At 55.5% G+C, this 23,759-nt stretch carries 21 protein-coding genes; 4 read left to right on the top strand and 17 right to left on the bottom strand.

What is annotated here, in order from left to right; genetic code table 11:
* Positions 1–22 precede the first annotated feature (22 nt).
* From menF to F0319_RS05720, 3 genes are all read right to left on the bottom strand, one after another.
* Positions 23–1,318: an isochorismate synthase MenF gene (gene menF, locus F0319_RS05730; RefSeq protein ID WP_149366446.1), complete on the bottom strand. Its 1,296-nt coding sequence runs from the start codon at positions 1,316–1,318 to the stop codon at positions 23–25.
* An 86-nt stretch (positions 1,319–1,404) separates the two neighbouring features.
* Positions 1,405–1,710, bottom strand: coding sequence for a stress response protein ElaB (gene elaB / locus F0319_RS05725; protein ID WP_008500219.1), 306 nt, complete (start codon positions 1,708–1,710; stop codon positions 1,405–1,407).
* Between the two features lie 53 nt (positions 1,711–1,763).
* Positions 1,764–2,225, bottom strand: a complete 462-nt coding sequence (locus F0319_RS05720; RefSeq protein ID WP_111965276.1) for a GNAT family N-acetyltransferase — start codon at positions 2,223–2,225, stop codon at positions 1,764–1,766.
* Between the two features lie 71 nt (positions 2,226–2,296).
* Between F0319_RS05720 and rbn the strand changes: the two genes are divergently transcribed.
* Both rbn and F0319_RS05710 read left to right on the top strand, forming a co-directional pair.
* The gene (rbn, locus tag F0319_RS05715) at positions 2,297–3,214 is read left to right on the top strand and encodes a ribonuclease BN (RefSeq protein WP_149366445.1); all 918 of its coding nucleotides are present in this window, start codon (positions 2,297–2,299) and stop codon (positions 3,212–3,214) included.
* A 64-nt stretch (positions 3,215–3,278) separates the two neighbouring features.
* Positions 3,279–4,283 carry a chemotaxis protein gene (locus tag F0319_RS05710; protein ID WP_023312530.1) on the top strand — a complete coding sequence of 335 codons (1,005 nt, stop codon included), beginning with the start codon at positions 3,279–3,281 and terminating at the stop codon, positions 4,281–4,283.
* A 103-nt stretch (positions 4,284–4,386) separates the two neighbouring features.
* Here the strand turns inward: F0319_RS05710 and nuoN are convergent, their stop codons facing one another.
* From nuoN to lrhA, 14 genes are all read right to left on the bottom strand, one after another.
* Positions 4,387–5,844 (bottom strand): NADH-quinone oxidoreductase subunit NuoN, encoded by a 1,458-nt coding sequence (nuoN, locus tag F0319_RS05705; protein WP_023312531.1) that lies wholly within the window; start codon positions 5,842–5,844, stop codon positions 4,387–4,389.
* 6 nt (positions 5,845–5,850) lie between these two features.
* Complete coding sequence (gene nuoM, locus F0319_RS05700) at positions 5,851–7,380, bottom strand: NADH-quinone oxidoreductase subunit M (RefSeq protein ID WP_149366444.1); 1,530 nt, start codon at positions 7,378–7,380, stop codon at positions 5,851–5,853.
* A 76-nt stretch (positions 7,381–7,456) separates the two neighbouring features.
* Positions 7,457–9,298: an NADH-quinone oxidoreductase subunit L gene (gene nuoL / locus F0319_RS05695; RefSeq protein WP_023325763.1), complete on the bottom strand. Its 1,842-nt coding sequence runs from the start codon at positions 9,296–9,298 to the stop codon at positions 7,457–7,459.
* The gene (gene nuoK, locus F0319_RS05690) at positions 9,295–9,597 is read right to left on the bottom strand and encodes an NADH-quinone oxidoreductase subunit NuoK (RefSeq protein ID WP_003861496.1); all 303 of its coding nucleotides are present in this window, start codon (positions 9,595–9,597) and stop codon (positions 9,295–9,297) included. Before nuoK ends, nuoL begins: the two co-directional genes overlap by 4 nt.
* On the bottom strand, positions 9,594–10,148 hold the full coding sequence (gene nuoJ / locus F0319_RS05685) for an NADH-quinone oxidoreductase subunit J (RefSeq protein ID WP_008500212.1): 555 nt from the start codon (positions 10,146–10,148) through the stop codon (positions 9,594–9,596). The genes nuoK and nuoJ overlap by 4 nt, the downstream gene beginning before the upstream one ends.
* A 10-nt stretch (positions 10,149–10,158) precedes the next feature.
* Positions 10,159–10,701, bottom strand: coding sequence for an NADH-quinone oxidoreductase subunit NuoI (gene nuoI, locus F0319_RS05680; RefSeq protein WP_003861491.1), 543 nt, complete (start codon positions 10,699–10,701; stop codon positions 10,159–10,161).
* A gap of 13 nt (positions 10,702–10,714) precedes the next feature.
* Entirely contained in the window at positions 10,715–11,692 is a 978-nt protein-coding gene (nuoH, locus tag F0319_RS05675; RefSeq protein ID WP_008500211.1) for an NADH-quinone oxidoreductase subunit NuoH, read from the bottom strand.
* Positions 11,689–14,412: an NADH-quinone oxidoreductase subunit NuoG gene (gene nuoG, locus F0319_RS05670; protein ID WP_149366443.1), complete on the bottom strand. Its 2,724-nt coding sequence runs from the start codon at positions 14,410–14,412 to the stop codon at positions 11,689–11,691. The genes nuoH and nuoG overlap by 4 nt, the downstream gene beginning before the upstream one ends.
* Positions 14,413–14,467: 55 nt before the next feature.
* Positions 14,468–15,805, bottom strand: coding sequence for an NADH-quinone oxidoreductase subunit NuoF (gene nuoF, locus F0319_RS05665; protein ID WP_023312536.1), 1,338 nt, complete (start codon positions 15,803–15,805; stop codon positions 14,468–14,470).
* Positions 15,802–16,302 carry an NADH-quinone oxidoreductase subunit NuoE gene (nuoE, locus tag F0319_RS05660; protein WP_006176513.1) on the bottom strand — a complete coding sequence of 167 codons (501 nt, stop codon included), beginning with the start codon at positions 16,300–16,302 and terminating at the stop codon, positions 15,802–15,804. Before nuoE ends, nuoF begins: the two co-directional genes overlap by 4 nt.
* Before the next feature lie 2 nt (positions 16,303–16,304).
* Entirely contained in the window at positions 16,305–18,107 is a 1,803-nt protein-coding gene (gene nuoC, locus F0319_RS05655) for an NADH-quinone oxidoreductase subunit C/D (RefSeq protein WP_149366442.1), read from the bottom strand.
* 89 nt (positions 18,108–18,196) lie between these two features.
* On the bottom strand, positions 18,197–18,871 hold the full coding sequence (nuoB, locus tag F0319_RS05650; RefSeq protein ID WP_003861482.1) for an NADH-quinone oxidoreductase subunit NuoB: 675 nt from the start codon (positions 18,869–18,871) through the stop codon (positions 18,197–18,199).
* 15 nt (positions 18,872–18,886) lie between these two features.
* A complete protein-coding gene (gene nuoA, locus F0319_RS05645; protein WP_014171000.1) occupies positions 18,887–19,327 on the bottom strand; it encodes an NADH-quinone oxidoreductase subunit NuoA in 441 nt (146 codons plus the stop codon).
* Positions 19,328–19,957: 630 nt separating this feature from the next.
* Entirely contained in the window at positions 19,958–20,896 is a 939-nt protein-coding gene (gene lrhA, locus F0319_RS05640; RefSeq protein WP_111965271.1) for a transcriptional regulator LrhA, read from the bottom strand.
* Positions 20,897–21,833: 937 nt separating this feature from the next.
* Here lrhA and alaA point away from each other — a divergent pair.
* Both alaA and yfbR read left to right on the top strand, forming a co-directional pair.
* Positions 21,834–23,048 carry an alanine transaminase AlaA gene (gene alaA, locus F0319_RS05635; RefSeq protein WP_008500204.1) on the top strand — a complete coding sequence of 405 codons (1,215 nt, stop codon included), beginning with the start codon at positions 21,834–21,836 and terminating at the stop codon, positions 23,046–23,048.
* Positions 23,049–23,142: 94 nt separating this feature from the next.
* Entirely contained in the window at positions 23,143–23,742 is a 600-nt protein-coding gene (gene yfbR, locus F0319_RS05630) for a 5'-deoxynucleotidase (RefSeq protein ID WP_010433329.1), read from the top strand.
* The last annotated feature ends 17 nt before the right edge of the window (positions 23,743–23,759 follow it).

The following is a 23,759-nucleotide window of genomic DNA, read 5'->3' as shown; positions in this document are numbered from 1 at the left end:
ATCGGGATTGCGCGAATCAGTATTAATCCCTAAGGAGCAGAGAGCGCAATCCGGCCGCTTTGTTTTCGATCTCCTGCCACTCCTGTTCCGGGTCAGACCCGCTGACGATACCGGCGCCGGCGTAGAGCCGCAGGGAGTCCTCCTGAACGCGCGCGGAGCGCAGCGCCACGCAGAACTCACTCTGCTCGGGGGATAAATACCCGGCCGAACCGGCGTACCATTCGCGGTTAAAGGGTTCAACCTTCTGAATAAACTCGCGCGCAGGCTGTCGGGGTAATCCGGCAACGGCCGCGGTCGGCTGCAACATGAGCAGACACTGCTCGTCATCAGCCTGTTTAAGCTCGGTCCAGATACAGCGGCGCAAATGCTGCACTTTACGCAGGCGTACCACCTGGGGGGGCAGTACCTCGAGCGTCTGCGTAGAGTGCTGAAGACGCTGACAGATATCCTCCACAACCAGCATATTTTCACGCTGGTTTTTATCATCGTTCAGCAGCCACTCGCCGAGACGCTGCGCCTGGCTATCATCGCTATGGCTGGCGACGGTGCCCGCCAGCGCTTCCGTGCGCAGCAGCTTGCCTCGCCGCCGCCACAGACGCTCGGGGGTCGAGCCGAGAAACGCGTTGCTGGCGTCGAAAATCATGCAGAAATGGTAGCAATGTAAATTCAGGGCCCGGCTGGCTGCCATCAGCGCGACGGGGTTTACGCGCTGTGTAAAACGAATATCGGTTGCCCGGGCGAGAACCACTTTTTCAAATTCACCGCACGCAATGGTCTCTGTCGCCCTGCGGATAAGCGTCAGCCATTCGGCCTGCTGCGGCAGATGGGTTTCGTGCTCTACCTGAACGGACAGCGGGCGGATAGGCCTTGCAGGACGGAGCTGCTGTAAAAAATCCAGCGCGGCGCGGGCATCTTCCTGAAGAGAATAATTGCTCCACAACTGCAGGCGCAGCGTGGCGTTGCCGGCGGTACGTCGCCAGAGCAGCCGCGGTAAAAAGAGGCTCCCCTGCTCCGGATTAAAAGCGTTCAGGCCGCAGATACGGGTATCTTGTGCCGCATTTTGCTCGCGCAAAAACTGCGTGGCTAACGCCAGAGAGGAAAATTGGGTAACCGCCCCCAGCGCAGCCAGCTCTTCATCGCCGTTACGCTGTTGCCAGTAAAACTGCGGATAGCACTGCTGAGCCCCAAGCCAGGCGAGAGGGTCGAAGGCGTCGTTTAACGGGAAAGAGACGTCGAAATGACGTAAGCCGGGTGTTGCGGGTAACGCTTGCGAAAGCTGGGTACGCAATTGCTCCAGCGCGAGGAAAATCGAATTCACGCGAACCTCTCCCTGTTAAAACCTCGTATTATACGGGGTACTGACGATAAATAGCAGTACCCACGTATAGGGAGTGGTTAAGCGGTTTAGCGACGGGCCAGCAGCAGCCCCAGTACCAGCCCTACGGCAGCCCCCACGCCAATACCCTGCCATGGTTTTTCATGCACGTAATCATCGGCACGATACACTGCTTTTTTGGCCCGGTAGTAGTAGGTATCAGACGCATGGCTGACGCGGTTTTTCACTTCATGTAGCGCCTGCTCGGCGCGGGCTTTTAGCTCAATATATTTCTGATCGGCAGGGTCGCCCGAGGAACGTAACACCTCTTCCAGCGTTTCGCTCAGTAAAGCCAGGTCGTCGTCGATACGGGTATCCCAGGATTGAAATGACATATTTTTCTCCATGTTAGTACACCAGTCCGCTAACTATAGCCAACGACTCGCTATTACGCCTGCTTCGCTTCTCGCGCCATGCCGACGTGGGGAATGCCATCTTCATCGTACACATCGGTGACCGGCACGAAACCAAAGTGGCCGTAGAAGGACTGCAGGTGTGCCTGCGCGCCCAGGTATAACGCCTTGTCAGGCCACTGTTTCCGGCACGCCTCCAGCGTTTTTTCCATCAGCTGATAGCCCAGCTTTTCGCCGCGCGCTTTGCCGCTGATGATGACGCGGCCAATGACGACAGGCTCAAAATCGTCTTCGCTTTTCAGAATCCTCGCATACGCCACCAGCTCGTTATCCCGCCAGCCAAGAATATGGCGGTTCTCGCCGACAAGATCGTCGCCGTCGATGTCCTGATACGGGCAGGTCTGTTCAACCACAAACACTTCGCAGCGCAGTTTCAGCAGGGCGTAAAGTGAATGAACGGTGAGGTCACTATGGTGTAAATCTTGCCACTGGATCATGTCAGTCTCCTTCCTGGGGTTCATCACGTTATACTAAACCCCTCCCCGTTCGGCAAAGGGCTGATTGCGTTATGGAACTGATTTTTCTGGGTACGTCCGCTGGCGTGCCAACCCGCTCACGGAACGTGACGGCGATCCTTCTGGATCTTAAACATCCCACCCGCGGCGGGCTGTGGCTATTTGACTGTGGTGAAGGGACGCAGCATCAGCTGTTACACACTGCTTATCACCCCGGCAAGCTGGATAAAATTTTTATCACCCATCTGCATGGCGACCACCTGTTTGGCCTTCCCGGCCTGCTGTGCAGCCGCTCGATGGCCGGTAACGCCAACCCGCTGACGATTTACGGGCCTGCGGGTATTCGTGAATTTGTTGAAACCACGCTGCGCCTTAGCGGGTCATGGACGGATTATCCGCTGGAGGTCGTTGAAATTAGCGAAGGCCTGGTTTTCGATGACGGCGAATATAAGGTGAGCGCTCAGCCGCTCAGTCACCCTGTCGAGTGCTATGGATACCGCATTGACGCGCATGACAAACCCGGCGCGCTGGACGCCGCCGCGCTGATGGCCGATGGCGTAAAACCCGGACCGCTGTTCCAGCGCCTGAAGCACGGTGAGACCGTCACGCTGGAGGATGGGCGCGTCATCAACGGCCAGGATTATCTCGCCGCACCGCAGCCCGGCAAAAAGCTGGCGATATTTGGCGACACGGCCCCGTGCCCGGCAGCGCTTCAGCTTGCCCAGGGCGTGGATGTGATGGTGCATGAAGCAACGCTTGAAACAGCGATGGAAGAAAAAGCCAACGGCCGGGGCCATAGCTCTACGCGTCAGGCGGCGCAGCTTGCCCGTGACGCTGGCGTCGGGAGACTCATCGTCACCCATGTCAGCTCGCGCTACGACGCGCGGGGCTGTGAAAAGCTGCTGGCAGAGTGCCGCGCGCTGTTCCCGGAATGTGAGCTGGCCGAAGATTTCGCTCAGGTCAGCGTTTAGTCCTTCATTTTTCCCTCAGGATGCCGATAACGATTAAAAGGTCAGCATTTCTCTCGAGGGTAGAATGGATAATTTCCAGAAAGATATTGATGACAGGGCGAATCTGACCCTGTCGAACCGTTTTGAACTGTTGCTGTTCCGTCTTGGCACTTCTCTTAACGAAAATAAATCTGAGCTGTTTGGCATTAACGTTTTTAAGCTGCGTGAAATTGTGCCGATGCCGGAGTTCACGAAACCTGCCGGGATGAAATCACCGCTGATGGGAATGGTGAATATTCGCGATCAGGTGATCCCGGTGATCGACCTGGCCGCCGTGGCGGGCTGTAAGCCCACCACCGGGCTGAATATCCTGCTGATCACCGAATACGCGCGCAGCGTGCAGGCGTTTGCCGTGGAGTCGGTTGAGAACATCATGCGTCTGGACTGGAAGCAGGTGCACGCGGCGGAAACCGCCGTCAGCGGTCGCTACATCACCAGCATCGCCTGCCTGGATGAGAAAACGGATACCAACGATCTGGCGATGGTGCTGGACGTTGAGCAGATCCTGTACGACATCACTCCGGCCAATCACGATCTGCACGCCACGAATCTGAAGACCACCAAATTCCATATTAAGCCGGGCGCTGTCGCCATCGTTGCGGAAGATTCCAAGGTGGCGCGCTCGATGCTGGAGAAAGGTCTGCAGGCGATGGAGATCCCCGCGCAGCTGCATATCACCGGCAAAGATGCGTGGGAGAAAATTGGCGTACTGGCCGCTCAGGCGCAGGCTGAGGGAGTTCCCATCACCGATAAGATCGCGCTTGTGCTGACCGATCTTGAAATGCCGGAGATGGACGGCTTTACGCTGACGCGCAAAATCAAAACCGACCCGGTATTAAAGGACATTCCGGTGGTGATCCACTCTTCCCTTTCCGGTAACGCCAACGAAGATCATATTCGTAAGGTGAAGGCGGACGGTTACGTGGCGAAGTTTGAGCTGAACGAGCTGTCGTCGGTGATTGAGGAAGTGCTGGACCGCTCGATGAAGAAGATTGACGGGCCGCTTATAAGCAGGAAGCAGCTGGCTTAGTCGGGTGGCGCTTCGCTTACCCGACCTACAAAAATCGTAGGCCCTGCAAGCGTAGCGCCGCTGGGCAAACCATAAAAAAACCCGCCGAGGCGGGTTTTTTGTTTTACATCAGCGGCATCGCTCGCTGCACGATATCAATCAGCGGCTGCGGATAGATACCGAAGATCAGCACCAGCAGCGCCGAGATAAGCACTACGATACCACCGGCGCTGTACTGCCAGTTGGTTGGGGCATCACGGTTGAGCTGCTGAGGCGCACTCAGGTACAGGCTCACGGCCACGCGCAGGTAGTAGTAGAGACCAATCGCGGAACCGATCACCACGCCCGCGGTCAGCCACCACAGGTGCGCCTGCACACCGACGGCCAGCACGTAGAATTTACCGATAAAGCCAAGCGTCATCGGGATACCTGCCAGAGAGAGCATCATCACGGTCATCACCGCAGACAGGATCGGACGGTGCCAGAACAGGCCACGGTAGGAGAACAGTGAATCGGCATCCGGACCACGGTACGGGCTGGACATCAGGCTCACCACGCCGAAGGCGCCGAGGCTGCTGAACAGATAACCGGCCAGATACACGCCCACGGTTTCCATCGACATCTCGCCACTCTGCAGCGCAATCAGTGCCACCATCAGGTAGCCCAGATGAGAGATAGACGAGTAGCCCAGCAGACGCTTGATGTTGGTCTGGCTCAGCGCCATCAGGTTACCGAAGATGATGGAGACGAACGCGATAATGCCCAGCACCACGCGAACCGCTTCGCTGTCACCTACCGGCGCGTACAGGAACAGACGCATGACCACACCGAAGATAGCGATTTTGCTCGCCGTCGCCAGGAAGGTCGACACCGGAGCCGGAGCGCCCTGGTATACGTCTGGCGTCCACAGGTGGAACGGCACCAGAGAGAGTTTGAAGCCGAGGCCAACAATCATCATGCCCAGACCCGCCAGCAGCAGCGGCTCATGCAGCATGCCGTCGCCTAGGCTCTTGCCGAGCGCCATGAAGGAGAGATTACCGGACTGTGCGTACAGCAGCGCAATACCAAACAGCAGGAACGAGGATGCAGCAGCAGACAGAATAGTGTACTTGATGCTTGCTTCCAGGGAGCGCTTCTGACGGAAGGCGTAACCAATCAGGCCGAACAGCGGCAGAGATATCAGCTCAATGCCGAGGAACAGCGCGGCCAGGTGGTTCGCATTCGCCAGCAGAATGCCGCCCAGCGCGGCAATCAGAACCAGCAGGTAAAACTCTTCTTTATTGTCGTTGTAGCCTTCGAGCCACGGATACGCAAAGGTACAGGTTGCCAGGCTTGCCAGCAGCACCAGTCCGGTATACAGCATGGCGTAACCGTCAACGCGCATCAGCGGGGTGACGTCCATCGCCCCACCCTGACCAACAAACCAGAGAGAGACTAACGCGGCGTTCAGGCCGATGACCGACAGCGTGGCATTCAGGAAGTGATTGCGTCGCCACGCAATGGAGAGCATCACAACCACCACCGTCAATCCGACGATCAGCAGCGGTAGCAGCGCGATCAGTTGTTGTGGAGTTATTGTCATGGCGAATTACGGCCTTGTAGTAGAAGCAGAATTAACAAACCACTGCTGGATGTTATCCATCGCGCTGTGCGAGGTATCCAGAATTGGCTGCGGGAAGAAGCCCAGCAGCACCAGCAGTACGACCAGCAGCAGGATGATGAACAGCTCACGCAGCGACATCCCCGGCAGTTCTTGTGCAGCAATTTCGCTCTTCGCTTTACCGAAGTAAGCGCGGTGCAGCATCGCCAGCGAGTATACGGAAGCGAACACCAGACCAAACGTGGAGATCACGGTAATCACCGGTACCACTTTGAAGCTGCCGAACAGAATCATAAATTCGCCGACGAAGTTACCGGTACCCGGCATCCCCAAAGTAGCCACCGCGAAGAACATGGACAGCGCTGGCAACCACTTAATTTTGCTCCACAGACCGCCCATCATACGCATGTCGCGGGTATGCAGACGTTCGTACAGCTGGCCGCACAGAATGAAGAGACCGGCTGCGGACAGACCGTGCGCAATCATCTGGATCACCGCGCCCTGGTACGCCAGCTGGCTGCCGGTGTAGATAGCGATCAGCACGAAGCCCATGTGGGAAACGGAGGTGTAGGCAATCAGTCGCTTGATGTCGTACTGCGTGAAGGCCATCCAGGCACCGTAGAAGATACCGATCACACCCAGCCACATGGCAATCGGTGCGAACTCTGCGGAGGCGTTCGGGAACAGCGGCAGAGCGAAACGCAGCAGACCGTAGGCCGCCGTTTTCAGCAAGATGCCCGCCAGGTCAACGGAACCCGCCGTTGGTGCCTGAGAGTGCGCGTCTGGCAGCCAGCCGTGCAGCGGAACGACCGGCATTTTCACCGCGAACGCGATGAAGAAGCCCAGCATCAGCAGATATTCAACGCCGTGCGACATTGGGGTCTTCAGCAGGTCTTCGTAGTTAAAGGTCCAGGTGCCGGTCGCGTTGTGGTGAACAAACACCAGCGCCAGAATGGCAATCAACATCACCAGACCACTCGCCTGGGTATAGATGAAGAACTTGGTTGCCGCCGTGATACGCGTTTTACCGTCGGACGCCTTGTGGCCCCACAGCGCGATCAGGAAGTACATCGGCACCAGCATCATCTCCCAGAAGAAGAAGAACAGGAACATGTCGATGGCAAGGAACACGCCGATTACGCCGCCCAGGATCCACATCAGGTTCAGGTGGAAGAAGCCCTGGTATTTTTCGATTTCTCGCCAGGAGCAGAGTACCGCCAGAACGCCGAGCAGACCGGTCAGCACCACCATCAGGAGAGACAGACCGTCAATCGCCAGGTGGATCGTAATGCCGAAACGTGGGATCCACGGCAGGATGAACTCAGACTGCCACTGCGGAATGCCCGCAGACTGGGTCAGTGAGTAACCGCCCTGCAACCACAGTTGCAGGCCAAGCGCGAGCGTCAATCCCATGGTGATCAGCGCGATCCAGCGCGGCATCTTCACGCCAAAGCGTTCAGTCTGCCAGCACAGGAAGCCGCCGATGAAGGGAATTAATATTAGCCAGGGTAGTAACATGGCGATTTACATTCCTTTTTAAGGCCCCCAGCAGGGGCCTGATTTTCAACGAATTCGAATAAAATTCACTTAACGATCAACGCAACACCATCAGCAGCGCCAGCACGACAACCGCACCGATGCTCATGGACGCCACATACCAGCGCAGGTAACCGTTCTCGCTGTACAGCAGGCCTTTACCTGCAAAGCGGGAAAGGATCGCCGGGATGTTCATCAGGCTGTTCAGCGGGTCGCGCTTCAGCAGCCACGCGATGCCCAGGAACGGCTTAACGAAGATCATGTCGTACAGCCAGTCGAAGCCCCACGCGTTGTACCACCAGGTGCCCAGCAGGCGGCCCGGCGCACTGTTGGCCACGGCAGTGACCAGCGTACGTTTGCCCAGCCACAGCCATGCAGCGATCAGGATGCCCGCGATAGCGACCACACCGGAGGTGATTTCAAGCGTCAGAACGCGACCGTGCTCAAGCTCGGTGGTGTCTGGCAATACGCCCTGCAGCGGTGGCACAATCATCGCGCCAACGAAGGTGGACAGTACCAGCAGCACAATCAGCGGCAGGTGATGGGTAATCCCCTTCCCTGCGTGAGCGTGAATTTGTTCTTTACCGTGGAATACGATGAAAATCATACGGAAGGTATACAGGGAGGTCATGAACGCACCGACCAGACCTGCAACCATCAGATTGATATGACCATTCGCCATGGCACCCGCAAGGATTTCGTCCTTACTGAAGAAGCCCGCGGTGATCAGCGGCAGTGCCGCCAGCGCCGCGCCGCCCACCAGGAAGCAGACATAAACCAGCGGAATGGACTTACGCAGTCCGCCCATCTTGAAGATGTTCTGCTCGTGGTGGCAGGCCAGAATCACGGAACCGGATGAGAGGAACAGCAGCGCTTTAAAGAACGCGTGCGTCATCAGGTGGAAAATGGCCGCGTCCCACGCCTGAACGCCCAGCGCCAGGAACATGTAACCAATCTGGCTCATGGTGGAATACGCGAGAACGCGCTTGATGTCGGTCTGCACCAGCGCGGCAAAGCCTGCCAGCACCAGCGTGACCGCACCGACGATACCCACCAGATGCAGAATTTCCGGGGTCATCAGGAACAGGCCATGGGTACGCGCAATCAGGTAAACACCGGCAGTTACCATGGTCGCAGCGTGGATCAGCGCGGAGACAGGGGTTGGACCCGCCATCGCGTCGGCCAGCCACGTCTGCAACGGCAGCTGCGCGGATTTACCCACGGCACCACCCAGCAGCATCAGAGTTGCCCACCACAGCATGTTGTTGCCTGCCGCGAAGTGCGCCGGCGCCAGTTCCACCATTTCGCGGAAGTTCAGCGTGCCCAGTTCGTTATAAAGAATGAACAGCGCGAAAGCGAGGAAGACGTCACCCACGCGGGTCACGACGAACGCTTTCATGGCCGCTGCGCCATTCTTCGGATCGGTATAGTAGAAACCGATCAGCAGGTAAGAACACAGACCTACACCTTCCCAGCCCAGATACATCAGCAGCAGGTTATCGGCCAGCACCAGAACCACCATGCTGGCGATAAACAGGTTGGTGTAGGCGAAGAAGCGGGAGTAACCCTCTTCACCGCGCATATACCAGGAGGCGAACATGTGGATCAGAAAGCCGACGCCGGTGACCACGGAGAGCATGGTCAGCGAGAGGCCGTCCAGCACCAGGTTGAAGCCGATGTTAAAATCACCGACCGACATCCAGGTCCACAGCGGTACGCTGAAAGGCTGACGCCCGTTGTTAAAGAAGTCGATACCCGCATACGCTGTCACCAGCGCGGCCAGGCCAACAGAGCCCATGCCGACGGTCGCAGACAGATTCTCAGACCAGCGGCCGCGAGAAAACGCCAGCAGCACGAAGCCAATCAGCGGAAAAATAATGGTTAAGGCAAGCATGTTCATCCACGCAACTCACTTACTGAATCGATGTTCAGATTCTGGCGGCGACGATGGAGCTGCAGCAACAGCGCCAGGCCAATACTCGCTTCGGCAGCCGCGAGGCTGATGGCGAGAATGTACATCACCTGACCATCGGTCTGGCCCCAGTAGCTTCCGGCGACCACGAAGGCCAGCGCGGAGGCGTTAATCATGATTTCCAGCCCGATCAGCATAAACAGCAGATTGCGGCGGATAACCAGACCGGTCAGACCCAGAACGAATAAAATCGCAGCGAGGATCAGTCCATGTGTTAAGGGGATCATGCGCGCTCCTCCGTTTTTCTTTTCGCGCGGTCGTCAGTGCGGTTGCTCAGCACCTCGCCAGCACGCTCTTCGCGGCCAACGTGGAAAGCAACAACCAGACCTGCCAGCAGCAGCATTGAGGCCAGTTCAACCGCCAGAACGTATGGGCCAAAGAGCGTGATACCTACCTCTTTCGCGCCAATTGGCGTGCCGTCGATGCCCTGATCGTTAACACCCAGAATGGCGTACACGATCACCACCAGCATGATGGCCGACAAAATTGCCGGGCCGATCCACACCTGCGGTTTTAACCACTGACGTTCCTGCTCAATTTCAGAGCCGCCCAGGTTCAGCATCATCACCACGAACACGAAGAGCACCATGATGGCCCCGGCGTAGACGATGATTTCCAGCGCACCGGCGAAGTGCGCGCCCAGTGCGAAGAACACCCCGGAAATGGCCAGCAGCGAGATGATTAAGTACAGCAGCGCATGCACCGGATTGGTGTGCGTAATCACTCGCAGCGTAGCCAGGATGGCGATAAGGCCACAGATATAAAAAGCGAATTCCATTGCCCTCTCCTTACGGTAACAGGCTCTTGACGTCGATAGGCTTAGCTTCGTTCTCTGCTTCACCCTTATCTTTGCCGTCGATTGCCATACCCGCCATCCGGTAGAAGTTATATTCCGGGTATTTGCCCGGACCGGAAATCAGCAGATCCTCTTTCTCGTACACCAGGTCCTGACGCTTGTACTCACCCAGCTCGAAGTCTGGAGTCAGCTGAATCGCCGTGGTTGGGCACGCTTCTTCACACAGACCGCAGAAGATGCAGCGCGAGAAGTTGATGCGGAAGAACTCAGGGTACCAGCGGCCGTCTACCGTCTCGGCTTTCTGCAGAGAGATACAGCCTACCGGACACGCTACCGCACACAGGTTACAGGCAACGCAGCGCTCGGAACCGTCCGGGTCGCGCGTCAGCACGATACGGCCACGGTAGCGCGGCGGCAGATATACCGGCTCTTCCGGGTACATCCGGGTTTCGCGTTTGGCAAACGCGTGCAGGCCGATCATCCAGATACTGCGTACCTGGGTACCGAAGCCTACCAGTAATTCTTTTAAGGTCATGGTCTATAGCCCCTTATGGCTGCTGCCAGAGAATGACAGCCGCCGTTACCAACAAGTTGACGAGCGTCAGCGGCAGGCACACTTTCCAGCCGAAGGACATTACCTGGTCATAACGCGGACGCGGTAACGCTGCGCGAATCAAAATGAACATCATCATGAAGAACGCGGTTTTCAGCGCGAACCAGATGAACGGCGGTAAGAACGGGCCATGCCAGCCACCGAAGAACAGCGTTACCATCAACGCGGAAATGGTGACGATACCGATGTACTCGCCCACAAAGAACAGACCGAATTTCATACCGGAATATTCGATGTGGTAACCGTCGGCCAGTTCCTGTTCAGCTTCTGGCTGGTCAAACGGGTGACGGTGACACACTGCCACGCCCGCGATGGCAAAGGTAATAAACCCAAAGAACTGCGGAATAACGTTCCAGATGTCGGCCTGGTTATTGACGATGTCGGTCATGTTGAATGAACCGGCCTGCGCCACCACGCCCATCAGGGAAAGCCCCAGGAACACTTCGTAACTCAGGGTCTGCGCGGAAGCACGCATCGCCCCCAGCAGCGAGTATTTGTTGTTACTGGACCAGCCTGCGAACAGGACCGCGTAAACCGCGAGGCCTGCCATCATCAGGAAGAACAGAATGCCGATGTTCAGGTCAGCGACCACCCAGGTCGGGCTGACCGGAACGATAGCAAACGCCAGCAGCAGCGAGGTGAAGGCGATCATCGGTGCCAGAGTAAAGATCACGCGGTCCGAGAAGCGCGGGATCCAGTCCTCTTTAAAGAACATCTTGATCATATCCGCGACCAGCTGGAGTGAACCACCCCAGCCCACGCGGTTCGGTCCGTAACGGTTCTGGAACAAACCGAGCAGACGACGTTCACCAAAGCTCATGAACGCGCCGCAGGTGACCACCACCAGCAGGATTACAATCGCTTTCAGAATGCTCAGCAGGATGTCGATAAGATCCGGCGTTAACCAACTCATGCTTTTGCCTCCTGCAGATTATCAAGACGCGCACCCGCCAGAACCGGCGCGATGCCAGGCATACCCATCGGCAGACCCACCTGCCCTGCTGTCAGACTTTCAGAAATAATCAGCGGCAGGCTGATGGTCTGGCCGTCATAGCTAAAGGCGATGTTTGCACCCGCGTTAACGCCAAGCTTCGCGGCATCAGCCGGGTTAAGCTTGATGTACGGCTGCGGCATACGGGTCTGGAAGACCGGTGAACGCTGGGACAGCTCGTCGCTACCGAACAGGTGGTAGTACGGGGCAATACGCCAGCTACCGTCCTGCGCCTGGAAGCTCGCCGGTACGGTGGTGAAGAAGTCCAGACCGGTTTCGGAGGCTTCAATCAGACGTACGCCCGGATCGCCGTGGCGCAGGGAGCCGCCCACTTCAGCCTGGAACTTGTTCCATGCCTGCGGGGAGTTCCAGCCCGGTGCCCATGCGAACGGGATTTGCGAACGCGGCGCAGACGGCTGGTTGTTCCCTTCCATAGAGAAAGCGAACATGGTGTCTTTATCCTGCGGCTGGCGCGGTTCGTGCACGCTAATGTTGGCACGCATCGCAGTACGGCCACTGTAACGGTGCGGTTCACGCGCCAGTTTCTGGCCGCGAATGCGGAAGCTTGCTTCAGGCGCGGCATCTTTAATGCCTGCCAGCTGAGGCAGTTTTTCGACTACCGCGTCGATAACGTGGTCGAGCTGCGTCCAGTCCACTTCACGGCTCTGCACGGTGCTGTGCAGGGAGTGCAGCCAGCGCCAGCTTTCCAGCATCACGGTGTTGCTGTCGTAGTACGCCGGGTCATAAACCTGGAAGAAACGCTGTGCGCGGCCTTCGTTGTTGATAACGGTACCGTCGCTTTCTGCGAAGCTTGCCGCAGAGAGCACCAGGTGCGCTTTGTCCATAATCGCGGTGCGCTGATGGTCAATGACCATCACCAGCGGGGCTTTGGAGAGCGCGGCGTCTACGCGAGCGGCAGAAGCATGACGATGCAGGTCGTTTTCCAGCACCACCACGGCGTCAGCGGCACCGGATTCCAGTTCGCTTAAGGCTTCTTCCAGCGAGCCGCCGCCAATCATGCCCAGACCAATGCTGTTCACCGCACGGGCAATCATGGTCACGCCGACGTCCGCACCACGGCCTTTCAGAGCTTTGGCCACGTTGGCTGCCGCCTGAATGATCTCCGCGCTACCGGCGTTGGTACCGGAAATAATCAGCGGCTTCTTCGCACCTGCCAGGGCCTGAACAATCACGTCGACCTTGTTTTGCAGGTCGCGATCCAGCTCAACGGCCGGTGAGCTGTTGTCCAGCGCGTGGGCAATCGCAAAGCCGAGGCGCGCCTGATCTTCAACCGGTGCGCAGTAGGTCCACGCGGCGATATCGTCCAGACGGGTGTTGTCGACGTTGGTCACAAACAGAGGATGCTTCGCGCGCTGGCCGATGTTCAGGATTGCCGCAATCTGCCAGTCAGCCACTTTCTGCGCCGCTGCCATTTCACGTGCTTTACCCTTCACCGCCTGGCGAACCGCCAGAGCCGCGCGTGCGCCGGTCTGCGTCAGGTCTTCACCCAGCACCAGGACCGCATCATAGGATTCGATTTCGCGCAGCGCAGGGGTATGGACACCGCCTTCACGCAGCACTTTCAGTACCAGCTGCAGACGTTCCTGCTCGCCCTGGGCGATACCGGTATAGAAGTTTTCCGCCCCAACCAGCTCGCGCAGGGCGAAGTTGCTTTCGATGCTGGCGCGCGGAGAGCCGATACCGATCACTTTCTTCGACTGACGCAGAATATCTGCCGCGCCCTGCATCGCCTGTTCAGCGTTCAGGGTAATGAAGTCATCTCCACGGCGCTGAACCGGCTGACGCGGACGGTCCTTCAGGTTCACATAGCCATAGCCGAAACGACCGCGGTCGCACAGGAAGTAGTGGTTAACGGTACCGTTGTAACGGTTTTCGATACGACGCAGTTCGCCGTAGCGCTCACCCGGGCTGGTGTTGCAGCCGAGGGAACACTGCTGGCAGATGCTTGGCGCAAACTGCATGTCCCATTTACGGTTGTAACGCTCGGAGTGGGTTTTATCCGTGAATACGCCGGTCGGGCAGATTTCTACCAGGTTACCGGAGAATTCGCTTTCAAGCGTACCGTCTTCCGGACGACCGAAGTAGACGTTGTCATGCGCGCCATACACGCCCAGATCCTGACCGTCTGCATAGTCTTTGTAGTAACGCACGCAGCGGTAGCAGGCGATGCAGCGGTTCATTTCGTGAGAGATGAACGGCCCCAGATCCTGGTTACGGTGAGTACGCTTGGTAAAGCGATAGCGACGGAAGCTGTGACCGGTCATCACGGTCATATCCTGAAGGTGGCAGTTACCGCCCTCTTCACAGACCGGACAGTCGTGCGGGTGGTTGGTCATCAACCACTCCACCACGCTCTCGCGGAACTGTTTGGCTTCTTCGTCGTCAATCGAAATAAAAGTGCCTTCGGTGGCTGGCGTCATACAGGACATCACCAGGCGACCACGCGTGTCTTCCGCGTTTTGATATTGCTTCACCGCACACTGGCGGCAAGCACCGACGCTGCCCAGCGCCGGATGCCAGCAAAAGTACGGAATATCGAGGCCAAGAGACAGACAAGCTTCCAGCAGGTTGTCCGCTCCGTTGACTTCGTATTCTTTGCCGTCTACATGAATCGTAGCCATTAGCATGCTTCCAGTTGGCTCGGTCGAAACCGAGCGTTAATCAAAATTCTTGTCGTTACCAGCGCGCTTTAAGCAGGTTCGGCTGAATCCCATTGATTGCATGGGTATTGCTGAACGGCTGCTTGATGCCTGCTTCGAACTCGTCGCGGAAATATTTGATCGCGCTCTGCAGAGGTTCGACGGCACCAGGTGCGTGGGCACAGAAGGTTTTACCCGGGCCTAAGAATCGACACAGTTGCTCAAGCGTCTCGATATCGCCAGGCTGGCCTTCGCCACGTTCGATTGCACGCAGGATCTTCACGCTCCACGGCAGACCATCACGGCACGGTGTGCACCAGCCGCAGGACTCGCGGGCGAAGAACTCTTCCAGGTTACGCACCAGCGAGACCATGCCGATCTCGTGGTCGACGGCCATCGCCAGCGCCGTACCCAGACGGCTGCCTGCTTTACCAATGCTTTCGAATTCCATCGGCAGGTCAAGGTGGGCTTCGGTCAGGAAGTCTGTCCCTGCCCCACCCGGCTGCCAGGCTTTGAATTTCAGGCCATCGCGCATGCCGCCAGCGTAGTCTTCAAGAATTTCACGTGCGGTGGTACCGAACGGCAGCTCCCAGACGCCAGGATTTTTAACGCGACCGGAGAAGCCCATCAGCTTGGTACCGGCATCTTTGCTTGAGGAGATGCCCTGATACCACTCCACGCCGTTGGCGAGGATAGCCGGAACGTTACACAGGGTTTCGACGTTGTTTACGCAGGTCGGTTTACCCCATACGCCGGAGCTTGCCGGGAACGGTGGCTTGGAACGCGGGTTCGCGCGGCGGCCTTCCAGGGAGTTAATCAGCGCGGTTTCTTCACCGCAGATATAACGCCCGGCGCCGGTGTGCACGAACAGTTCGAAGTCAAACCCGGTGCCCAGGATGTTTTTACCCAACAGGCCCGCTTCGGTGGCTTCGGCAATCGCGCGACGCAGGTTTTCCGCCGCTTCGATGTACTCACCGCGCAGGAAGATATAGCCGCGGTACGCTTTCAGCGCGAACGCGGAAATCAGCATGCCTTCCACCAGCAGGTGCGGCAGCTGCTCCATCAGCAGACGGTCTTTATAGGTGCCCGGCTCCATTTCATCGGCGTTACACAGCAGGTAACGGATGTTCATGGATTCGTCTTTCGGCATCAGGCTCCACTTCAGACCGGTGGAGAAGCCCGCACCGCCGCGCCCTTTCAGGCCGGAATCTTTTACCGCGTTAACGATGTCGTCCGGCGCCATGCCGCCAAGGGCTTTACGCGCGCCGGCATAGCCGTTTTTGCTCTGGTATTCGTCGAGCCATACCGGCTGTTTGTCATCGCGCAGACGCCAGGTCAGCGGATGCGTCTCAGCAGTACGAATTACAGTTTTCATTTGTACTGCTCCAGCAGGTCAGGAATCGCTTCCGGCGTCAGATGGCTGTGAGTGTCCTCATCAATCATCATGGTCGGCCCCTTGTCGCAGTTACCCAGGCAGCAGGTTGGCAGCAGAGTAAAGCGTCCATCGAACGTGGTCTGGCCCGGCTTGATATTGAGCTTCTTCTCAATCGCAGCCTGAATGCCCTGATAACCGGTGATGTGGCAGACAACGCTGTCACAGTAGCGGATCACATGGCGGCCAACCGGTTGACGAAAGATCTGGCTGTAGAACGTGGCTACGCCTTCTACGTCACTTGCCGGAATACCCAGCACTTTCGCGATCTCATAGATCGCCCCGTCCGGCACCCAACCACGCTGTTTCTGTACGATTTTCAGCGCTTCAATGGACGCCGCACGCGGGTCTTCGTAGTGGTGCATCTCATGCTCAATGGCGGCACGTTCTGCTTCACTCAGCTCAAAAGCCTCGGTTTGTGGTTGTTGATTCTCGTGCATAATTAGCGGTCCACATCTGACATAACAAAATCGATACTACCCAGATACACAATCAGGTCGGAGACCAGACTGCCGCGGATGGCGGACGGGATCTGCTGCAGGTGCGCAAAGCTCGGCGTACGCACGCGGGTACGGTAGCTCATGGTGCTGCCGTCACTGGTCAGGTAGTAACTGTTAATACCCTTGGTCGCTTCAATCATCTGGAAGGATTCTTGCGCCGGCATGACCGGACCCCAGGAAACCTGCAGGAAGTGGGTGATCAGGGTTTCGATATGTTGCAGCGTGCGCTCTTTCGGCGGCGGCGTCGTCAGCGGGTGATCCGCCTTGAACGGGCCTTCCGGCATGTTGTTGAGGCACTGCTCAAGGATGCGCAGACTCTGGCGCAGCTCTTCCACTTTAAGCATCACGCGGGTGTAGCAGTCGGAAACACCGCCGCCCACCGGGACTTCAAAGTCGAAGTTCTCGTAGCCAGAGTAAGGACGGGCTTTACGCACGTCGAAATCAATACCGGTCGCACGCAGACCTGCACCTGTTGTCCCCCACTCCAGCGCTTCTTTCGCGCCGTAGGCAGCAACGCCCTGGGAACGGCCTTTCAGGATGGTGTTACGCAGCGCGGCTTTCTCGTAAGACGCCAGACGTTTTGGCATCCAGTCGAGGAACTCACGCAGCAAACGGTCCCAGCCGCGCGGCAGATCGTGCGCCACACCGCCGATGCGGAACCAGGCCGGGTGCATACGGAAACCGGTAATCGCTTCCACCAGATCGTAGATTTTCTGACGGTCGGTAAAGGCGAAGAAGACCGGGGTCATCGCGCCGACGTCCTGAATGAACGTGGAGATGTACAGCAGGTGGCTGTTGATACGGAACAGTTCTGACAGCATGACGCGAATCACGTTAACGCGATCCGGCGTAACGATACCCGCCAGTTTCTCAACGGCCAGCACGTATGGCATCTCGTTGACGCAGCCGCCGAGGTACTCGATACGGTCGGTATACGGAATGTAGCTGTGCCAGGACTGACGCTCGCCCATCTTCTCAGCACCACGGTGGTGGTAACCAATGTCAGGCACGCAGTCGACAATCTCTTCGCCATCGAGCTGAAGAATAATACGGAATGCACCGTGCGCAGACGGGTGGTTCGGACCGAGGTTGAGGAACATGAAGTCCTCGTTGTCGGTTCCGCGCTTCATGCCCCAGTCTTCCGGTTTGAAGGTCAGCGCCTCCATCTCCAGATCCTGCTTGGCTTTAGTCAGCTCAAACGGATCGAATTCGGTTGCACGTGCCGGGTAGTCTTTACGCAGCGGGTGGCCGGTCCAGGTCTGCGGCATCATGATGCGCGTCAGGTGCGGATGGCCGTCGAAGGTCATGCCGAACATTTCCCAGGTTTCACGCTCATACCAGTTGGCGTTCGGGAAAAGTTTGGTGATCGTCGGCAAATGCATGTCGTTTTCAGACAATGCCACCTTGAGCATGATATCCGTATTACGGTCTATTGAGATCAGGTGGTAGAAAACGGAAAAGTCCGCAGCAGGGAGCCCCTGGCGGTGGGTACGCAGACGTTCATCCATGCCGTGTAAGTCAAACAGCATGACGTACGGTTTTGGCAATTTCTTGAGGAAATCGACAACTTCCAGCAATTGCTCACGCTTCACCCAAACAACGGGTACCCCGGTGCGGGTAGCCTGAACAGTAAAGGCATCCGGCCCAAAACGGTTGCGCAGTTCGCCAATGACTGGGTCATCCAGATGATCCCGGGTCTGCCAGGTGGCTTCTTGCGCGGTTAAGTCGGTCATATTGTTCACCATTGCAAATGGTCCGTGGTGACTGTTGAGCCTGGCTTCGCGCTATTTGAGTAGTGATATGCGAAGGTGTTCTCCAGGCCTACAGGCGCAATTTAAATTTCGTCAGGCGTACGCAGATTGGTGACGGCAATACGTTCACCACGTTTACGCTCGCGCTCAGACTGCATGTTCGCGCGATACACACCCTGATCGCCAACAACCCACGACAGTGGGCGACGTTCTTTACCGATAGACTCCTGCAGCAGCATCAATGCCTGCATGTAAGCTTCCGGACGTGGCGGGCAACCCGGGATGTACACATCTACTGGGATAAATTTATCTACGCCCTGTACGACGGAATAGATGTCGTACATACCGCCAGAGTTAGCACATGCCCCCATGGAGATAACCCATTTAGGCTCCAGCATCTGGTCATAAAGACGCTGAATAACAGGTGCCATTTTGGTAAAGCACGTACCGGCTACCACCATCAGGTCAGCCTGACGTGGGGAAGCACGCAGTACCTCTGCCCCAAAACGCGCAACGTCATGCACCGCAGTGAATGACGTCACCATTTCAACGTAGCAGCAAGAAAGGCCAAAGTTATAAGGCCAGATGGAGTTCTTACGACCCCAGTTGACCATATCGTGCATGGCATGTTCGAGCTTGCCCATGTACACGCTTTTATTGACTTCTTGCTCCAGGGGGTCGGTTACGATCTCCTGTTTTTGCAGGGGGTAACGGTCATTCTCACCGTTAGGATCTATGCGGGTGAGCGTATAATCCATCTTATTGCCTCGCTGTTACTGCTGACGATTAGAGATACTGTTTTCCGGGTTGATGTGTTCACGACGTGAACGCGCAGGCGTCCAGTCAAGCGCGCCAATACGCACCAGATAAACCAGACCGGCCAGTAGCACTAAAATGAAAATTGCGGCCTCGACAAAGCCCACCCAACCACTTTCGCGGATGGACGTTGACCATGCGAAAAGGTAAAGCGCTTCCACGTCGAAGATGACGAAGAACATGGCTACCAGATAGAACTTGGCAGACAGGCGTAAGCGAGCGGAACCTACTGAATCAATACCTGATTCGAAAGGTGTGTTTTTGTGCCTTGCACGGGCGCGACCGCCCAGGAACCAGCCGCCGACTAACATCAGGCAGCACAGGCCAATGGCTACAATAAGAAAGATTGCGAATGCCCAGTGATGAGCGATGACTTCTGTGGATGTTGACATACTCATTGCTTACTCATCAAAAGTGATACCAACGACACTGCTCTTGCTGGCAGATGGGCATCACATCGATTCATGGGGAGGAACAAATAACCTTACACTAACTGTCAGAAATGAGACGTAGACAGCAAAATGATGGGGTTTTTTACTCCTTTCTATAACCTATTGTCAACTTTAACAAAGGTTTCTTCACATTAAATTACATCGAGCGATTCTCATTAACATTTGGTGCCCTTTAACCCTGGTGGGTGCATGACTTTCCGTCAAATGTATGTTGTTGAATCGTGTCCGTTTCGGAAGTAAAAAAAATAACCCTCCTATTTTGACAGGATTTGCCAACGATTCCTCCCCCCAAATAGGAGTATTTTCTTGATCTGTGACACGCTTTTGTTAATTTAACCAGGAAAACGGCAACATATTTCCTGTTTTTTTAACATGAGAGGGATATGGATGAAGTTAGAACGGAAAACGGACAATATGTAAGCAAAATCATTTAGCTGATTGATAAATAGAGAGTATCCTGAAAATCCATATGCTATAAGCGGATATTATTGCTAAAAAAAAGCCACTGCATGCGAAAATCACACGAGTGGCTTTTTTTTACACTTACATTTTGTTACCAGAATTTTGAGCTGGCGATCACTCAAAATCCCCTTCAACGATCAGGGAATCATCCCCCCCTTCGGAGGTAACGCGCTCGAACTGCCACGGGTTATGGTAGTTTTCCATCGCGTCGAACACCACCTTTGCCAGCTCGTTATGGCTGGACGAATTGTGGCAGAGCAGATATTCCGTATCCGGCAGCGCAGGCAGGCCATCGGATTTTCCCAGAACGCGCAGATCGGGGCTCATCATCTCTACCGGACGCGCCGTTACACCCAGACCGGCCTTCACGGCTGCACGGACCGCTGGCAACGTGGAAGCCACATACGCCAGACGCCACGGAATGTTGGCCTCATTCAGCGCCGTGAGCACCATATCGCGGAACGGGCTCGGGTCATCCAGTAAGACCAGTGGCACCGGTTCCCCTTTTTGCAGCACGTATTCGGCTGCGCAATACCAGTGCGTAGGCGATGTACGCAGCGTCAGGCAATCAAACTGCCCGGGACGATGCGTAGTCACCACCAGGTCGACTTTATTCTCATTTAACATCTCAACCATAAAAGCATTACGCTTTACGCTAACGTCCAGTGCAAGCTTCGGATAAACCGAACTGATACGATTGAGAAGAAACGGCAATATTGTATCCGCTGACTCATCAGATGCGCCTAACGTTAGCACCCCTTGTAGGTTGCTAAACATTAATGACATACATGCTTCATCATTAAAGCGAAGAATTTTCCTGGCATAACCCAGAAGCTGAATACCGTGTTCCGTTAAGAGCTTATTACGCCCATGACGCGCAAAAAGCTCTTTACCAACCAGTTGCTCCAGCCGCTGCATTTGCTGGCTGACGGCGGACTGAGTTCGGCAAACGGCGGCAGCAGCTGCTGCAAAAGTGTTGAGATCGGCGACCGCAACAAACGTTCTCAGCAGATCGAGGTCGAGATTCATTATCGGACGATTTGCATTTATCATATCTATTCACTTTCAGGTTGCTCGTGCGGAGCTGCCCGGGTTGAAGCTGTGTGTAACAGTTAAGCAATTCCCTCTGAAGGTTTTCCCTCGCATCCCGGCCCGGCAGACTGCCTGACAGATAGTTATTGTGCTGCTTTATATCAACAGTCAGAAAGCACGTTTCATGACGTTATTTTTATTCTCTTAAACGTTCAGGATATTTAGATGTTCGCAGGTTTATGTAAATTACATTAAAGGTATAACACCTTTTCTGCCATCTTTATCGCAGCGCTGTCAACGTAGCAGGAGATGTTCGACACATTCCAGCCAGAGATAACTCCAACAATAACAATCAATTAATTCGGAAAATCAGTTACAGATATACAAAAGCCGTGTATCTGCCCCCTGCTTTCCTGTAAGACATCTTAACCCAAATCCACTTTATTTATAAGTCTTATTGCAATATTGAGGATTAAAGAAGAATGTTAAGCTTCTAAACTAATTTTATTAAAATTAACTAAAGTTGCATTTTATAGGTTAATAATAAATAAATTTTAATTTAGATTAAGACCATTCATTAATGGCACTTAACATTAATTTCACATGAGTAACTTTTAGCCACATTATGCTTTTACAGGAACATTCCTCAAGCATTCAGGATTTACGAAAAGTCACTCAGGGTGATTGCTACCGTCGTCCGGCTCACCACTTATTTTATTCAGCACAATATACAGGATTTTGACAAATTAATAGCACATTCGACCCATCCTGGCACCGTAAGTGCAACTTTAAGCCAGTATAAAAGCGAATGTGCAGCGAAAAAGATTTATCATTTTTTTGCTGCCGGCACAAAATCTTCTACTGCACACCCTTCAAAACGAAGCGAGGGGGGAGTACATTATTCCGTGCTGACTTCCACGGCAGGGAGCGGCAATAATAGCGAAAAGGTTAAAGGTTCATGTCCCCTATCGAAAAATCCAGCAAGCTAGATAACGTCTGTTATGACATCCGCGGCCCGGTTCTGAAAGAGGCAAAACGCCTTGAAGAAGAGGGCAACAAGGTTCTGAAACTCAACATTGGTAACCCTGCGCCATTTGGTTTTGAAGCGCCGGATGAAATTCTGGTTGATGTGATCCGCAACCTTCCTACTGCACAAGGCTATTGCGATTCAAAAGGACTTTACTCCGCACGTAAAGCCATCATGCAGCATTACCAGGCACGCGGCATGCGTGATGTTACCGTTGAAGATATTTATATTGGCAACGGCGTCTCCGAACTGATCGTGCAGGCGATGCAGGCACTGCTGAACAGCGGGGACGAAATGCTGGTTCCCGCACCGGACTATCCGCTGTGGACGGCTGCAGTATCCCTGTCCAGCGGTAAGGCCGTGCACTATCTTTGCGACGAGTCCTCCGACTGGTTCCCGGACCTCGATGATATTCGCGCAAAAATCACGCCCCGCACGCGCGGCATCGTGATCATTAACCCGAACAATCCAACGGGCGCGGTATACTCAAAAGAGCTGCTGATGGAGATAGTCGAGCTCGCCCGCCAGCACAACCTGATCATCTTTGCCGACGAAATTTACGACAAGATCCTGTACGACGCGGCACAGCACCACTCAATCGCAGCGCTGGCCCCGGATCTGCTGACCGTCACCTTTAACGGCCTGTCTAAAACCTACCGCGTGGCCGGTTTCCGTCAGGGCTGGATGGTATTAAACGGTCCGAAAAAGCACGCCAAAGGCTATATTGAAGGGCTGGAGATGCTGGCCTCCATGCGTTTATGTGCCAACGTTCCGGCGCAGCACGCAATCCAGACGGCGCTGGGTGGTTATCAGAGCATTAGCGAGTTCATCGTGCCCGGTGGACGCCTTTACGAACAGCGTAACCGCGCGTGGGAGCTGATCAACGATATTCCGGGGGTTTCCTGCGTGAAGCCGAACGGGGCGCTCTATATGTTCCCGAAAATTGACGCGAAGCGCTTCAATATTCACGATGATCAGAAAATGGTGCTTGATTTCCTGCTGCAGGAAAAAGTGCTGCTGGTCCAGGGCACGGCGTTTAACTGGCCGTGGCCGGATCATGTGCGCATCGTGACGCTGCCGCGCGAAGATGACCTCGAAATGGCCATCAGCCGCTTTGGTCGCTTCCTCTCTGGTTACCATCAGTAATCTTAAAATCAGGCTACTTCGGTAGCCTGATTTGCATCTTCCCTCCCCTCCCCGCACAATGAACGCCTGTCGCAGTGAAGACAAAAGGTATCCTATGAGTCAGAGTCATTTCTTTGCCCACCTCTCCCGCCTGAAACTCATCAACCGCTGGCCGCTGATGCGCAACGTGCGCACAGAGAACGTGTCAGAGCACAGCCTGCAGGTTGCCATGGTCGCTCACGCGCTGGCCGCCATTAAAAACCGCAAATTCAACGGTCAGGTTAATGCAGAGCGCATCGCCCTGCTGGCGATGTACCACGATGCGTCAGAAGTGCTGACCGGCGACCTGCCTACTCCGGTGAAATATTTCAACTCGCAAATTGCGCAGGAATATAAGGCCATCGAGAAGATTGCCCAGCAGAAGCTGATCGACATGGTGCCGGATGAGTTGCGCGACATCTTTGAGCCGCTCATCGATGAGCATCAGTACACGGAAGATGAAAAGTCGCTGGTCAAACAGGCCGACGCGCTCTGCGCCTATCTGAAGTGTCTCGAAGAGTTGTCCGCAGGGAATAACGAATTTTTACTGGCAAAAACGCGCCTGGAAAAAACGCTGGAATCCCGCCGCAGCGAAGAGATGGATTATTTTATGCAGGTGTTCGTACCGAGCTTCCATTTATCGTTGGATGAGATCAGCCAGGATTCGCCGTTGTAATTTTTCGCCGGGTGGCG

The organism is Enterobacter vonholyi, assembly GCF_008364555.1.
GTDB classification, from domain to species: Bacteria; Pseudomonadota; Gammaproteobacteria; order Enterobacterales; family Enterobacteriaceae; genus Enterobacter; species Enterobacter vonholyi.
Note: the sequence above shows the minus strand (reverse complement) of the source record. Positions and strands in the feature narration are given on the sequence as shown.

Coding starts and splice junctions, on each gene's coding strand:
- elaB (WP_008500219.1), bottom strand. CDS start 1,710: ATGTCATTTCAATCCTGGGATACCCGTATCGACGACGACCTGGCTTTA.
- F0319_RS05720 (WP_111965276.1), bottom strand. CDS start 2,225: ATGATCCAGTGGCAAGATTTACACCATAGTGACCTCACCGTTCATTCA.
- rbn (WP_149366445.1), top strand. CDS start 2,297: ATGGAACTGATTTTTCTGGGTACGTCCGCTGGCGTGCCAACCCGCTCA.
- F0319_RS05710 (WP_023312530.1), top strand. CDS start 3,279: ATGGATAATTTCCAGAAAGATATTGATGACAGGGCGAATCTGACCCTG.
- nuoN (WP_023312531.1), bottom strand. CDS start 5,844: ATGACAATAACTCCACAACAACTGATCGCGCTGCTACCGCTGCTGATC.
- nuoM (WP_149366444.1), bottom strand. CDS start 7,380: ATGTTACTACCCTGGCTAATATTAATTCCCTTCATCGGCGGCTTCCTG.
- nuoL (WP_023325763.1), bottom strand. CDS start 9,298: ATGAACATGCTTGCCTTAACCATTATTTTTCCGCTGATTGGCTTCGTG.
- nuoK (WP_003861496.1), bottom strand. CDS start 9,597: ATGATCCCCTTAACACATGGACTGATCCTCGCTGCGATTTTATTCGTT.
- nuoJ (WP_008500212.1), bottom strand. CDS start 10,148: ATGGAATTCGCTTTTTATATCTGTGGCCTTATCGCCATCCTGGCTACG.
- nuoI (WP_003861491.1), bottom strand. CDS start 10,701: ATGACCTTAAAAGAATTACTGGTAGGCTTCGGTACCCAGGTACGCAGT.
- nuoH (WP_008500211.1), bottom strand. CDS start 11,692: ATGAGTTGGTTAACGCCGGATCTTATCGACATCCTGCTGAGCATTCTG.
- nuoG (WP_149366443.1), bottom strand. CDS start 14,412: ATGGCTACGATTCATGTAGACGGCAAAGAATACGAAGTCAACGGAGCG.
- nuoF (WP_023312536.1), bottom strand. CDS start 15,805: ATGAAAACTGTAATTCGTACTGCTGAGACGCATCCGCTGACCTGGCGT.
- nuoE (WP_006176513.1), bottom strand. CDS start 16,302: ATGCACGAGAATCAACAACCACAAACCGAGGCTTTTGAGCTGAGTGAA.
- nuoC (WP_149366442.1), bottom strand. CDS start 18,107: ATGGTGAACAATATGACCGACTTAACCGCGCAAGAAGCCACCTGGCAG.
- nuoB (WP_003861482.1), bottom strand. CDS start 18,871: ATGGATTATACGCTCACCCGCATAGATCCTAACGGTGAGAATGACCGT.
- nuoA (WP_014171000.1), bottom strand. CDS start 19,327: ATGAGTATGTCAACATCCACAGAAGTCATCGCTCATCACTGGGCATTC.
- lrhA (WP_111965271.1), bottom strand. CDS start 20,896: ATGATAAATGCAAATCGTCCGATAATGAATCTCGACCTCGATCTGCTG.
- alaA (WP_008500204.1), top strand. CDS start 21,834: ATGTCCCCTATCGAAAAATCCAGCAAGCTAGATAACGTCTGTTATGAC.
- yfbR (WP_010433329.1), top strand. CDS start 23,143: ATGAGTCAGAGTCATTTCTTTGCCCACCTCTCCCGCCTGAAACTCATC.